Raw genomic sequence first — 12,536 nt, 5'->3', positions numbered from 1 at the left:
TATATAACATAATCGCAACCGTAAGTTGACAAAGTGCAACCGTAGGAAGATAGAGATAAGAGCAATGTTTACATACAATTTAGTTAAGAAAACAAAGGGGGACACACATATAGGATTTGGTGAGAAACTTTTTAAATTAAGAAAGGAAAAGGGCCTTTCTCAAGAAGCGTTAGCTGAGAAATTAAACACAACAAGGCAAGCAGTTAGTAAATGGGAAAACGGTCAAGGTTTTCCTGAAACTGAAAAATTAATAATGATTGGAAATGTATTTGAAGTATCCCTTGATTACTTATTAAAAGAAACCGCTGAGCAAAGTAATGAAAAGGAACATGGCTATTACGTAAGTAAGGAAATGGCAGAAGGTTATGTAGTGTATGGACAAAAAATTTCTAAATATATCGCGTTAGGATTTAGTTTGCTCATTTTATCTACAATACCGTATTTATTATTTAAGGAAAATGTAACAATGTCTACATTCCTTGTAATTATTATTGCTGTCCTTGGAATTGGAGCAATGATGGTACCTGTAACGATAGAAGAGAGTCGATACAATGTATTAAAAAAGGAAGAACTATTATTTGATCAAAACTTTCTAAAAGAATTGACAAAAAGATATGCGACTATTAAGAAGAAGTATGCTGCAGTAGTGATCGTGGGATTTTGTTTCATAGCAGCGGGTGCAATACCATTTTTATTTGAGAAGAAGCGTATCACTTCAGGAGAGTTAGTACAGTATTATCCTTACTGCGTTGTACTTATTGCGATTGGTTTCTATCTTTTTGTTCGTGTTTTGGGAGTGTTAGAAACGTACAGAATTTTAGTGGAAAATAAAGAATATAGTAATCGTTTCATTTTTAAACTGAAAAAGAAAGTGAGAAAAAAGGTAGATAATTTATAAATATGAAAAAACATGTTTTGGATCATTGTATTCAAAACATGTTTTTTATTGTTCTGAATTATTTCCAAAGAAATAATTCAGAAAATACAGAAAAATATCGTAAATATTTGTAGAAGTCTGTTATAATGAACGAAATGAAAACGCTTTAAAGGGAGGCTGTAAACATTATGATGATGAATGTACCGCTAACAATTAGTTCTATGATGGAAAGGGCAGAAAAACTATTCCCGAAGAAAGAAATCATTTCACGGACACATGATACAGTTACGACATTGACGTATAAGCAGCTAGGAGAAAGGACAAGAAGACTTTCAAGTGCGCTAACAAATCTTGGAATTAAAGAAGGTGAGCGCATCGGAACATTAGCGTGGAATCATCATCGACATGTGGAAGCATATTTTGCTATTCCAGGTATTGCTTCCGTTTTGCACACAATTAATATTCGTTTATCTCCTCAACATATATCATATATTATTCAGCATGCAGAAGACCGCATTTTACTTATTGATGAAGATCTTGTACCGCTCGTTGAGAATATCCAATCTGAATTATCCACTGTACAAGCATATATTATTATGACTGATAAAGATGAACTTCCGAAAACTACACTTCATCCTGTATTCCATTATGAGAAGCTTTTAGCAGAAGGCGATCCGAAATTCCAATTTGTAAAAGATATTGATGAAACTACACCTGCTGGTATGTGTTATACGTCAGCGACTACAGGAAATCCAAAAGGTGTTGTTTATACACATCGTAGCACAGTGCTGCACTGTATGGCACTCGGATTAGCAGATACGACAGCTTTATCAGAAAGTGATGCAGCGATGGCCATTGTACCAATGTTTCATGTGAATGCTTGGGGACTTCCTTTTGCAGCAACTTGGTTTGGGGCAAAACAAGTTCTTCCAGGACCGATGTTTACTCCGAAAATTTTATTAGAAATGATTCAAACGGAAAAAGTAACGATAGCTGCGGGTGTGCCGACAATTTGGCTCGGTGTTTTACAAGAGTTAGAAAATAATAGTTACGATTTATCTAGTATTACGAGAATACTATGCGGAGGTGCAGCTGCACCGAAAAGTGTTATTAAAGCATTTGAGCAAAAATATAATGTTCCTTTCGTACATGCATATGGCATGACTGAAACAAGTCCACTTGTAACGCTTGCACGTCTAAAAAGCTACGAAACAGATTTGGCGTATGAAGAACAGCTTGAGATTCGTTCGAAACAAGGGTATCTTGTTCCTGGTGTAGAGATGAAGGTAGTTGGTGCAGAGGGTGAAGTGAAGTGGGATAGTACTGAAATGGGAGAACTATGTTTACGAGCACCTTGGATCGCTGCAAGCTATTATAACGATGAGCGTACGGTGGAAGGGTTTCGTGATGGATGGTTATATACTGGCGATGTCGTTACAGTCGATGAGGAAGGTTGCGTAAAAATTGTTGATCGTACGAAGGATGTTATTAAAAGCGGCGGAGAATGGATTTCCTCAGTTGATCTTGAAAATGCTTTAATGGCACATGACGCTATATTTGAAGCGGCTGTCGTTGCAGTACCTCATCCGCAGTGGCAAGAGCGCCCAGTTGCCTGTGTTGTTCAAAAGAAAAATAGTACTGTTACAAAAGAAGAACTATATGAGTTTTTAAAACCACAGTTTGCAAAATGGTGGTTGCCAGACGATATTGTATTTATGGAAGAAATACCGAAAACATCTGTTGGAAAGTTTTTAAAACAGGCGCTTAGGAAAGAGCTTGAGCATTTGCATAAAGGTAAATGAATTTGAAAAGGAAATCTCTGCTTGTAAACTTATAATATAATTAAGTTGACAAAAGATAAGTAGAAAGATAAGATAACACCTGTAATATGTTATCTGAAATTATTTTTAAGTTTACAAATAGGAGAAGTACACATGAATACAAAAAACTTAGTTTTCGTCGCTTTATTTAGTTCTATTATGGGGGTGCTAGGATTAATACCTCCAATTGCTCTTTCTATTACACCTGTTCCTATTACATTACAATCACTTGGAGTTATGCTTGCGGGTGGATTGTTAGGATCACGTCTTGGTGCACTGAGTCAGCTTATTTTTTTACTTATTGTAGGTGCTGGAGCGCCATTACTTGCTGGTGGGCGTGGAGGTCCAGGAGTATTTGTTGGTCCAAGTGCAGGATATTTACTTGGTTATATTGTAGGAGCATTTGTAATTGGTTATTTAATTGAGCGTTTACGTGAAGTTTCTATTATAAAAGTATTATGCATAAATATAATTGGTGGTATTTTCGTTGTTTATGTATTTGGTATTCTTGTACAAGCTTTCGTAATGGATATTTCCATATGGCAAACGATGAAAGTAAGTGTCGTGTTTTTACCAGGTGATTGCATAAAAGCGATTATAGCAGCAATTCTCGTGACAAAATTACATCGTTCATTGAAACATATTATTACGCCTGCTTTGAAAAATGGGAAATTTACAAATGCGGGATAAGAAAGAGGAGAAACACGTTAATTGCGTGTTTCTTTTTGTTATTTTGTAAAGAAAGGAAGTCTCATATGGGAATTACAGAAGAATACAAAAAATATGCTTCTTTACAACCGAATAAAATAGCGATTAAAGAAAATGATAGAGTTTTAACATATAAAGATTGGTTCGAGTCAGTTTGTAGAGTAGCAAATTGGTTGAATGAAAAAGAATCGAAGAATAAAACAGTTGCAATAGTTTTAGAAAATCGTATTGAATTTTTACAAATATTTGCCGGAGCAGCGATGGCAGGTTGGATTTGTGTACCGTTAGATATAAAGTGGAAACAGGGTGAGCTTGAGGAAAGAATAGCAATTAGTAACCCGGATATTATTGTGACGGAACAGTATAAGTTAAATGATATACCGGGGGAAGAAGAAAGAGTAGTTGAGATTGATGAATGGAAAGAAATGATAGAGAAATATCTTCCTGCATATCATCTTGTAGGAAATGTACAAAATGCTCCCTTTTATATGGGATTTACATCAGGATCAACAGGAAAAGCAAAAGCGTTTTTACGTGCGCAACAATCATGGGTCCATAGTTTTCATTGTAATGTACATGACTTTCATATGAAAAAGACAGATTCTATTTTAATAGCTGGAACACTTGTTCATTCTCTTTTCTTATATGGTGCAATAAGTGCATTGTATTTAGGTCAAACGGTACACGTTATGAGAAAGTTTATTCCAAATCAAGTGTTGTGCAAGTTAGAAACTGAGAATATTTCCGTAATGTATACAGTCCCGACAATGCTTGAGTCTTTGTATAAAGAAAATAAAGTAATTGAAAGTGAAATGAAAATTATTTCGTCAGGAGCGAAATGGGAAGCTGAAGCGAAAGAAAAGATAATGAATATGTTTCCTTATGCAAAAAGATATGAATTTTATGGTGCGTCTGAGCTAAGTTTTGTAACAGCATTGGTCAATGAAGAGAGTGAAAGAAAGCCGAATTCAGTAGGGAAACCTTGTCATAATGTACAAGTTCGAATAGGTAATGAAGCAGGAGAAGAAATACAGGTAGGCGAGGTAGGGACTGTTTATGTAAAAAGTGATCAGTTTTTTATGGGCTATGTATCGGATGGAGCTATAATCCCGCAATTGACCAAAGATGGCTGGATGACAGTGCATGATGTAGGCTATCAAGATGAGGAAGGTTTTATATATATAGTTGGTAGAGAAAAAAATATGATTCTATTTGGAGGAATTAATATTTACCCAGAGGAGATAGAAAGTGTGTTATATACGCATCCAGCTGTTGAAGAAATTGTTGTTGTTGGTATAAAAGATAGTTATTGGGGTGAAAAGCCTGTCGCAATAGTCAAAGGAAGTGCTACAAAGCAACAATTAAAGAGCTACTGCTTACAACGACTATCATCTTTTAAAATACCTAAAGAATGGTGTTTTGTAGCTGAAATACCTTATACGAGTAGCGGGAAAGTAGCTCGCATTGCAGCAAAAAGTATATTCGAAAAACGGGAGAAAATATATGAATAGAGCGGTTATTGTAGAAGCGAAAAGGACGCCTATTGGCAAAAAGAATGGGATGTTCAAAGATTATGAAGTTCAGCAATTAGCTGCACCGCTTCTTACTTTTTTAAGTAAAGGGATTGAAAGTGAAATAGATGATGTCATATTAGGTAATGTCGTTGGGCCAGGAGGTAATGTTGCAAGATTATCTGCATTAGAAGCTGGACTTGGTTATCATATACCCGGTGTAACGATTGACCGGCAATGTGGTGCTGGATTGGAATCAATTCGTACTGCGTGTCATCTTATCGGGGGTGGTGCCGGTAATTGCTATATTGCTGGAGGAGTAGAGAGTACAAGTACGTCACCTTTTCAAAATAGAGCGCGGTTTTCACCTGAAACAATTGGAGACCCTGATATGGGATTGGCGGCTGAGTATGTTGCAGAGCGGTATAACATAACAAAAGAAATGCAAGATGAATACGCTTGTCTTAGTTATAAACGGACGCTGCAAGCATTAGAAAAAGGATATTTACAAGAGGAAATATTATCTGGGGATTTTAATGGAATATTGGACGAACCAATAAAGAGAGAAATGAATTATGAAAGAATAATTAAGAGAACAAAGCCTGTATTTTTACAAAATGGTACTGTGACGGCAGGAAATTCGTGTGGTGTAAATGATGGAGCATGTGCTGTTCTTGTAATGGAAGAACAGCAAGCTCGAAAATTAGGATATAAGCCTGTTCTTCGGTTCGTTCACAGTGCTGTAGTTGGAGTGGACCCGAATCTCCCAGGAACTGGTCCGATATTCGCAGTACAAAAACTACTCAGAGAAATGAATTTAGTAATAGAAGATATTGATTGTATTGAGATGAATGAAGCATTCGCTTCGAAAATTGTTGCTTGTGCAAAGGAATTACAAATTCCATATGAGAAGCTCAATATAAATGGTGGTGCAATTGCACTTGGTCATCCGTACGGTGCGTCTGGGGCTATGCTTGTAACACGCTTGTATTATCAGGCGCAAAGAGAACGTATGAAATATGGAATTGCGACATTAGGAATTGGGGGTGGAATTGGCCTTGCTCTATTATTTGAGAAAGTAGAAGACTAGCAAGGAACTAGTTTTCTACTTATTGAGGGACATATGCATTACTGCCAGGTTTTGATTTTATTTCGTTCCAAGCAGCGATAGCATCAGCTTTTGATTTTCCTTTGTTGCATGGATCTTCGAAAAAAGCACGAGTAAAACGATTGTATTCAAACTGTGCACCGATGTTTGTTTTATATGCTGGGTCTTTTTTACGTTCGTTTTCTTCATACCAAAACGTTACAGCATCCTCATATGTTTTCCCTGCATTCTCTTTAAAAAACTTTTGAAGGGCTACTGTAAAGTGGAAGTTTGCTCCAATTTTTTCTTTGAAGAAAGCACGGACATCTTCGCTACAGCGGTGGTTTTCAGTAATAATCGTTTGAAGAGAAAGATCTTTATAGGAGAGGGAGTTTTTACTCTTTTTTTGATTAGAACAATTCTTTAATATTTTACCTGAAGTCAAAAAGTGTGTAATACGTTCAGAAATCTCAGTTTTAGAGCCGTTTGAGGGTAAATCATGCTCACGACAAAATGTTTGCAGTTCTGCTTTTAACCAATAATAATTTTGAAAATCTTCGAGTGGTATAGCTTTTGTTAAAGGTGGACGCATGAATGTAACAACTTCTTTCTTCCATAATTTCCTTTAATTATAAAACGTATGTTCTTTTTGTGGAAGGGTTAATTTGTAAATTTAATAGGAGTAGGAGAGAGAGTATGACTAATTTAATGCAAGTTCGTGTTACGGGAATTTTAATTGAAGATGAAAAAGTATTATTAGTAAAACAAAAAGTCGCTAATCGGAATTGGTCTTTACCCGGAGGAAGAGTAGAGAATGGTGAAATGTTAGAAGAAGCGATGATTCGAGAAATGCGAGAAGAAACAGGATTAGAAACTAAGATTAAGAAATTACTTTACGTTTGTGATAAACCAGGTACTATACCATCTTTATTACATATTACATTTCTACTTGAAAGGGTTACAGGGGAACTTACGCTTCCTTCTAATGAATTTGATCACAATCCAATTCATGATGTACAAATGGTAGAGATAGAGAAACTAAGTAATTATGGTTTTTCAGGGGTTTTCATTAAACTTGTGTCTGAAGGATTTCTAAACGCAGGGAGTTATCAAGGATTAAAACAAAATATTGGTTTGTAAACATAAGAGGAGGCTGTTATTTTGGAACAGACTCCTCTTACTATATAAGTTGCGATTGTTGTTGTATTTTGTGGGTAAATCGGTATTTCTTATAGAATCGTTGATATATTAGAAAAATCGTTCATATAATTTCATTTACTGTATTACTATGTACGAAGCAGAAAAGAGAAAGGGATGTCATCCAGTTCAATGACATCCCTTTCATAAAATAATCTACACTGCAGATTGTAAAGAAGAAACAAGTTGATTTAAAAACTCATCTCCAGTCATAATTGCTTTCCCACCGCCACGAGCACTCTTTTTATTTCCTCCGCCTTTTCCTTCGATAGAAGGGAGGGCATCTTTTAAAAGTGTATTCATATCGAGTGTCACTGCCTTACCACAAGTAAGGATGCATTGTAGTTTTTCTTCGTTTTCAATGACGAAGTATGTAATTGCCTGTTCTTGTTGTTCTGTAATGATAGCAGACAGTTTTGCGATTTCTGGCATTGAGCGATCTGTAAATACTTTAGAGATAAGTGTTCCAGTATGTAGTTCTTCTGATTGTTGTAATAATTCATTTGCTTCTACAAATAATAGTTTTTCATTCATTGTTTGTATAGCTTTTTCGTTTTCTTTTTGAGAGGTAATAAGCTGGGCTACTTTTGTTGGAATATCAGTTTCGCTACTGTTCAATTGTTTAGAAACATCTTTAATAATTTGTTGGTGCTGCCTAATTAATTTAAGTGTGCGCCAACCAGCGATAAACGTTAAACGTATACCACCTTTGTTGCGCTCCCAACTAAGTACTTGAATAGGGCCTGCTTCACCTGTATGTTTCGGATGTGTTCCACCGCAACCGTTGTAGTCATAGTTTTCGATGATAACAATGCGTATATTTTCTATCATAGTGGGCTCTTTACGAAGGGGCAATTTTTGCGCTTCTTCTAAGTTCATCCATTCAATACGAATAGGGTGATTTTCAAAGACAATTTGATTAGCAATTTGTACTGCCTTTTCAATGGTCTCTGTAGAAAGGTTAGCCGCCTCTAAATCAATTGTCACTGTTTCTTTTCCAAGATGGAACCCAATTGTTGGTATGTTAAAATGATCCCAAAAAGCAGCAGATAAAATGTGCTGAGCTGTATGTTGTTGCATATGGTCAAAACGACGTTGCCAATCTATTTTCCCGTCTACTTCTTTTGTATGTAGTTGTTCTACTATGAAATGACGAATTTCTCCATCTACCTCTTCGACATTAGTTACCGGAATGTCATTTAAAGTTCCAGTGTCATGTGGTTGTCCGCCACCTGTTGGATAAAATGCAGTTTCATTTAAAACAACGTACAAGTTTCCTGCTGAATCAATATCTTGTTTTATAACTTTAGTTGTAAAGACTTGCTGATAAGCGTCGTTGTAATATAATTTTTGTTCCAATTTGTTTTCCCCTTTCGTGTTCACTAGTTTCATTGTAAAGCAATCGAAATAAGTTTCCTAATATTTCAGAAGAAAGAAACTATTTTTAGAATTTTCTTGCTATAATAAGAAAAAGAAAATGCGGGGGTGGAAAGAAATGCTGTATGATAACGGCGTAGATAAACTGCTTAGTTTAAACAGAAATATTTCTGAATTATATCGAGAATTAAATGAAATGACCCGGATTTTAACGGAATGTAATCGAGAAAGTGTGAAATTTGATCGGTTATATGTAAAAGAGTTACTTTGGAAAAAAGAAGATGTGATAGAGAAGTATGATCAATTACTTGTCCAGTTATGTATTAATGAATGCTTTGATTTAAAAAGTGTAATTACTGGCGAATATAAGTATACATATGAAGAAGTAGAAAGCATTGTATTAGAATTTAATGAAAAGTATAATGTTGTAATTTTAATTAAAGATGTTTGTAAAGAATTACAGTTTACATATGGAATTGATATGGACATAACGAGAACAGCTCGGGTGTAAACATCTCAAGTATAGAAAAAGGAAAAAGAAAGCAGATCCTTTGCTTTCTTTTTCTATGTAGAAAAAGGGAGAGTAGATCTAAAGATGAAGGGGAAGTTACAACAGATTCATCCGTTAGGCATGACAATTATTATAGGGACTTTATTTGCGAGATTCGCCACTTCAATGAGTATTCCTTTTTTAGCGATTTATTTAACAACCGTTAAAGACGTATCGGCTGGAATGACTGGTGCTATTATTGGAACGAGTGCACTTGTAGGAGTGGTTGCTAGTTTTATTGGGGGGAATTTATCGGACCGATTTGGCCGAAATATAATAATAATATGGTCCATGATTGTTTGGATTTTTGTATTTATAGGATTTTCAGTTGCAGATCATGTTTTGAGTTTTTTTCTATTAAACGCTTTGAATGGATTGTGTCGTTCATTTTTTGAACCAACATCAAGAGCGTTATTATCAGATTTAACGAAAACAGAGTATCGTTTACTCGTTTATAACTTACGGTACGGTGCAATAAATGTTGGGGTAGCGATTGGTCCACTTGTTGGATTACAAATTGGAAGTGCCAAATCAACAATTCCGTTTTTAGTAGCCGCTGGAGTATACATTCTATATACAGCGATATTAGCGTTGCAATTTAAGAAGTACCCACTTGAAAAGAAGAAAATAAATACAGAAAAACCCGTCACGATGTTAAATGCAATTCGTATTTTACGAAAAGACATAGTATTTTTAGTTGCGTTAGTCGGTATTATTGTGAGTAATTGTGGCTTTTCACATTTAACGACGACAGTATCTCAATACTTTGCAAACGCACATATATTTCAAGATGGAGTAAAGTTATTTTCATATATGCTAACTTTAAATGCGATCGTAGTAGTGGCCATTCAATACCCTGTTATTAAAATGTGTAAAAGGTATACGCCATTAGCGTCTATTATAGTCGGAACGTTGTTTGTGAGCGGGGGATTGTTTGGATTTGGAATAGTAGAATCCATACTAGGTGCTGCCATCTGTACAATTATTTTTACAGTTGGAGAAGTTCTAATGTTCTCAATGACAGATGTATTTATAGATGATATAGCTGTTTCAAATCTAAAGGGTACATATTTCGGAGCGATGGGCTTCTCTGGAATTGGCGGAGTAATTGGTCCTTGGTTTGGCGGGATACTCCTCGATTACTATGGATATCAAAATGGTTTTTTAGTATTTTTCATATTAGCCATATTTTCAACTGTAGCATTTCCAGTCCTTTTAGTTACAAAAGGTTTATTGAAAAAAAGATATATTAGAAATTCTAAAATAGAAATACATGCGAAATAACAGAAGCCCGAGCAAACTAAAAATTTGATCGGGCTTCTGTTTGTATTTATATCGATCCTTAATGCGAAAAAAAGACTTTCTTTTCATGCTCATTAGCAACTTCATTTTTGGAAATATGAATGGTTAAAAATCCATTTTCTAAACAGGCTAGCATCTTCTTGTAAATAATATTAGCAGGTAAGGGAATTATTCGCTGTAAAGAAGCATTGTTATGAAGTATGCAAATGTTTAGGCCTGTCTCCATCTTTTTTATGAGTACATTCTGTTCAGTTACATTTGGTACATCTGTTTCCAAAATGTATTCTTGTTCTGTTTCACAAAGGTCAATATGAATTTGATTTGGAAAACTAAAGTTACTATAAGAATCGGAACAAAATTGATCCATCCATTCTTCGAAACCATCAACATGAAAAAGACAATTCTTCTTTTTCTTGCCCATGTACGACACCCTCCGTAAAAGCTCAATTCATACTATGTTATGCATGAATGAAGTAGGGGTGAAGAATAAATGAAAAATATAAACAGTGTATGTGACAAATATAGCTAGTGTGAATGTTTTTTTACATATCATGATGTGCATGATTTTTTTGGCGTGAATGGTTACGGTTTTTTACTTTATGAGACCCGCTTAAAGGTTCAGGCTGCCCAGAAGAATACCCTTTCTTCTCGTTTTGACGATTAGATTGATTATTGTTTTTACCCATTGTATTTTACACCCCCTCTTTTTATTTAGAATGAGAGAAGTTTGCGAATTTATACGAGAATGTTTTTAGAGAAAAGGGTAAAGATAAGTAGGACTAACTAATATAGAAAGGGGAAAGTATTATGCCATATCATAAAAATAAGCAACAAGCTTTTCAGGCCGCGCAGCAAGGATTTGTTCAAGCGGAAAATGTATTTAATAATATTGTGAAAAATGATCCGAATTACGGTCATGATTTAAAAGAACTACGCCAAGAAGTTCAGGAGGCGTACGAACAGATTCAAAATGCACTTGAAGTAGCATCAGAAACACAACGTCCACAACTTGAGGAATATGAAAGTAATCTCCAAAATATTATGCAGAATGTAGATCAATTAGAAAAGTAAAGGAAGGTTGTTGTGAATTCAACAACCCCATTACTCTTAGCGCTACTATGCTGAAACGAAAAATTTTTATTTTAATTTTTTCCTTAATGTGTGCAGTACATATATTTCAAGTGGACAAAGTGGAAGCGAAAATGTTGTTAAGGAAAGAGTTAGAACCGACTGGTTATGTAACATGGGAAGTACCTAATAATGAGAAAATCATTGCGATTACATTTGATGATGGACCGGATCCAACTTATACACCGCAAGTATTAGATTTATTACGTCAATATAAAGCGGAAGCGACTTTTTTTATGATTGGCTTTCGAGTTCAGCGTAATCCATACTTAGTAAAGCGAGTGCTAAAAGAGGGGCATGAAATCGGAAATCATACGATGAATCATTTGTATGCAAATAGTTCTTCAGATGAAAAGTTGAAAAATGACATTTTAGATGGAAAAAAATATTTTAAAGAATGGGTAAAAGAACCTTTATTGTTCCGTCCACCAGGTGGATATATTAATGACGCTGTATTTACAACAGCAAAAGAAGCTGGCTATCAAATTGTTTTATGGTCATGGCATCAAGATCCTCGTGATTGGGCAAACCCTGGTACAGAATCTATCGTGAATCATGTTGTGAAAAATGCTAAAAGCGGAGATATTGTACTGTTGCACGACGGGGGGAATGATCGTAGTCAAACAGTGGCGGCATTGGCAAAAATTTTACCAGAGCTCAAAAAGCAAGGATATCGATTTGTGAAGGTTTCGGAGCTATTACGTTATAAGCATTAAAAAAAATCCCAAAAGGTGAACCTTTTGGGATTTTTCGTTACTGATTCTTTTTTCGCTTCTTGTTATTTTGTCGCTGCGCAGCTGTTAAAGGCTCATTTGCAAATTCTTCGTTATAACCAGTTCCTTGTCCTTGCGCGGATGCTGCATTCATTCCTGAAATAGTATGATTTGCTTTTCGTTTACCCATTTTTTCTCACCTCTATAATGTTTTTATAGATGAAACATGAGTTGCTCATAACATATATGAACGTAAAGTAGAGTGC

Annotated in this window: 15 protein-coding genes; 10 read left to right on the top strand and 5 right to left on the bottom strand. The window is 35.3% G+C overall.

Going from position 1 to position 12,536, the window contains the following annotated elements; translation table 11 throughout:
• The first annotated feature begins 109 nt into the window (after positions 1–109).
• The 5 genes from BAU28_RS06480 (at position 110) to BAU28_RS06460 (ending at position 6,006) form a co-directional block, all read left to right on the top strand.
• The gene (locus tag BAU28_RS06480; protein ID WP_071718134.1) at positions 110–898 is read left to right on the top strand and encodes a helix-turn-helix domain-containing protein; all 789 of its coding nucleotides are present in this window, start codon (positions 110–112) and stop codon (positions 896–898) included.
• A gap of 167 nt (positions 899–1,065) precedes the next feature.
• Positions 1,066–2,679, top strand: coding sequence for a long-chain fatty acid--CoA ligase (locus tag BAU28_RS06475; protein WP_071718095.1), 1,614 nt, complete (start codon positions 1,066–1,068; stop codon positions 2,677–2,679).
• 132 nt (positions 2,680–2,811) lie between these two features.
• Positions 2,812–3,387 carry a biotin transporter BioY gene (locus BAU28_RS06470; protein WP_071718094.1) on the top strand — a complete coding sequence of 192 codons (576 nt, stop codon included), beginning with the start codon at positions 2,812–2,814 and terminating at the stop codon, positions 3,385–3,387.
• A gap of 65 nt (positions 3,388–3,452) precedes the next feature.
• A complete protein-coding gene (locus BAU28_RS06465) occupies positions 3,453–4,916 on the top strand; it encodes an acyl-CoA synthetase (protein WP_071718093.1) in 1,464 nt (487 codons plus the stop codon).
• A complete protein-coding gene (locus BAU28_RS06460) occupies positions 4,909–6,006 on the top strand; it encodes an acetyl-CoA C-acyltransferase (protein WP_071718092.1) in 1,098 nt (365 codons plus the stop codon). The genes BAU28_RS06465 and BAU28_RS06460 overlap by 8 nt, the downstream gene beginning before the upstream one ends.
• Before the next feature lie 19 nt (positions 6,007–6,025).
• Here BAU28_RS06460 and BAU28_RS06455 read toward each other — a convergent pair whose 3' ends face one another.
• On the bottom strand, positions 6,026–6,595 hold the full coding sequence (locus tag BAU28_RS06455; RefSeq protein ID WP_071718091.1) for a DUF6434 domain-containing protein: 570 nt from the start codon (positions 6,593–6,595) through the stop codon (positions 6,026–6,028).
• Positions 6,596–6,699: 104 nt separating this feature from the next.
• Here BAU28_RS06455 and BAU28_RS06450 point away from each other — a divergent pair, with 104 nt between their 5' ends.
• Positions 6,700–7,143 (top strand): NUDIX hydrolase, encoded by a 444-nt coding sequence (locus tag BAU28_RS06450; protein ID WP_002172902.1) that lies wholly within the window; start codon positions 6,700–6,702, stop codon positions 7,141–7,143.
• A gap of 213 nt (positions 7,144–7,356) precedes the next feature.
• Here BAU28_RS06450 and BAU28_RS06445 read toward each other — a convergent pair whose 3' ends face one another.
• Positions 7,357–8,559: an alanyl-tRNA editing protein gene (locus tag BAU28_RS06445; RefSeq protein ID WP_165615150.1), complete on the bottom strand. Its 1,203-nt coding sequence runs from the start codon at positions 8,557–8,559 to the stop codon at positions 7,357–7,359.
• Between the two features lie 136 nt (positions 8,560–8,695).
• Between BAU28_RS06445 and BAU28_RS06440 the strand changes: the two genes are divergently transcribed.
• Together BAU28_RS06440 and BAU28_RS06435 are read left to right on the top strand one after the other, a co-directional pair.
• Complete coding sequence (locus BAU28_RS06440; protein WP_002172900.1) at positions 8,696–9,088, top strand: hypothetical protein; 393 nt, start codon at positions 8,696–8,698, stop codon at positions 9,086–9,088.
• Positions 9,089–9,172: 84 nt separating this feature from the next.
• Positions 9,173–10,411 (top strand): MDR family MFS transporter, encoded by a 1,239-nt coding sequence (locus tag BAU28_RS06435; RefSeq protein ID WP_071718089.1) that lies wholly within the window; start codon positions 9,173–9,175, stop codon positions 10,409–10,411.
• Positions 10,412–10,469: 58 nt separating this feature from the next.
• Here BAU28_RS06435 and BAU28_RS06430 read toward each other — a convergent pair whose 3' ends face one another.
• Together BAU28_RS06430 and BAU28_RS06425 are read right to left on the bottom strand one after the other, a co-directional pair.
• Entirely contained in the window at positions 10,470–10,850 is a 381-nt protein-coding gene (locus tag BAU28_RS06430) for an Hsp20/alpha crystallin family protein (protein WP_048371391.1), read from the bottom strand.
• Positions 10,851–10,971: 121 nt separating this feature from the next.
• Positions 10,972–11,115, bottom strand: a complete 144-nt coding sequence (locus BAU28_RS06425; RefSeq protein WP_002172897.1) for a small acid-soluble spore protein P — start codon at positions 11,113–11,115, stop codon at positions 10,972–10,974.
• 121 nt (positions 11,116–11,236) lie between these two features.
• Between BAU28_RS06425 and BAU28_RS06420 the strand changes: the two genes are divergently transcribed.
• Together BAU28_RS06420 and pdaB are read left to right on the top strand one after the other, a co-directional pair.
• A complete protein-coding gene (locus tag BAU28_RS06420; RefSeq protein WP_025148068.1) occupies positions 11,237–11,500 on the top strand; it encodes a hypothetical protein in 264 nt (87 codons plus the stop codon).
• A 47-nt stretch (positions 11,501–11,547) separates the two neighbouring features.
• Complete coding sequence (gene pdaB, locus BAU28_RS06415; protein ID WP_115610297.1) at positions 11,548–12,273, top strand: polysaccharide deacetylase family sporulation protein PdaB; 726 nt, start codon at positions 11,548–11,550, stop codon at positions 12,271–12,273.
• Positions 12,274–12,310: 37 nt separating this feature from the next.
• Here pdaB and sspO read toward each other — a convergent pair whose 3' ends face one another.
• Positions 12,311–12,460 (bottom strand): small acid-soluble spore protein O, encoded by a 150-nt coding sequence (sspO, locus tag BAU28_RS06410; RefSeq protein ID WP_025148070.1) that lies wholly within the window; start codon positions 12,458–12,460, stop codon positions 12,311–12,313.
• Between the last annotated feature and the right edge of the window lie 76 nt (positions 12,461–12,536).

Origin of the sequence: Bacillus paramycoides (assembly GCF_001884235.1) — a bacterium.
GTDB lineage: Bacteria > Bacillota > Bacilli > Bacillales > Bacillaceae_G > Bacillus_A > Bacillus_A paramycoides.
This window is presented reverse-complemented; position numbering and strand designations above follow the sequence as displayed.

What these genes read in the sequence shown, in the direction of transcription:
- BAU28_RS06430 (WP_048371391.1), bottom strand. Translation starts at nt 10,850, where the DNA reads ATGGGCAAGAAAAAGAAGAATTGTCTTTTTCATGTTGATGGTTTCGAA.
- BAU28_RS06460 (WP_071718092.1), top strand. Translation starts at nt 4,909, where the DNA reads ATGAATAGAGCGGTTATTGTAGAAGCGAAAAGGACGCCTATTGGCAAA.
- BAU28_RS06425 (WP_002172897.1), bottom strand. Translation starts at nt 11,115, where the DNA reads ATGGGTAAAAACAATAATCAATCTAATCGTCAAAACGAGAAGAAAGGG.
- BAU28_RS06455 (WP_071718091.1), bottom strand. Translation starts at nt 6,595, where the DNA reads ATGCGTCCACCTTTAACAAAAGCTATACCACTCGAAGATTTTCAAAAT.
- BAU28_RS06450 (WP_002172902.1), top strand. Translation starts at nt 6,700, where the DNA reads ATGACTAATTTAATGCAAGTTCGTGTTACGGGAATTTTAATTGAAGAT.
- BAU28_RS06435 (WP_071718089.1), top strand. Translation starts at nt 9,173, where the DNA reads ATGAAGGGGAAGTTACAACAGATTCATCCGTTAGGCATGACAATTATT.
- sspO (WP_025148070.1), bottom strand. Translation starts at nt 12,460, where the DNA reads ATGGGTAAACGAAAAGCAAATCATACTATTTCAGGAATGAATGCAGCA.
- pdaB (WP_115610297.1), top strand. Translation starts at nt 11,548, where the DNA reads ATGCTGAAACGAAAAATTTTTATTTTAATTTTTTCCTTAATGTGTGCA.
- BAU28_RS06420 (WP_025148068.1), top strand. Translation starts at nt 11,237, where the DNA reads ATGCCATATCATAAAAATAAGCAACAAGCTTTTCAGGCCGCGCAGCAA.
- BAU28_RS06465 (WP_071718093.1), top strand. Translation starts at nt 3,453, where the DNA reads ATGGGAATTACAGAAGAATACAAAAAATATGCTTCTTTACAACCGAAT.
- BAU28_RS06440 (WP_002172900.1), top strand. Translation starts at nt 8,696, where the DNA reads ATGCTGTATGATAACGGCGTAGATAAACTGCTTAGTTTAAACAGAAAT.
- BAU28_RS06470 (WP_071718094.1), top strand. Translation starts at nt 2,812, where the DNA reads ATGAATACAAAAAACTTAGTTTTCGTCGCTTTATTTAGTTCTATTATG.
- BAU28_RS06475 (WP_071718095.1), top strand. Translation starts at nt 1,066, where the DNA reads ATGATGATGAATGTACCGCTAACAATTAGTTCTATGATGGAAAGGGCA.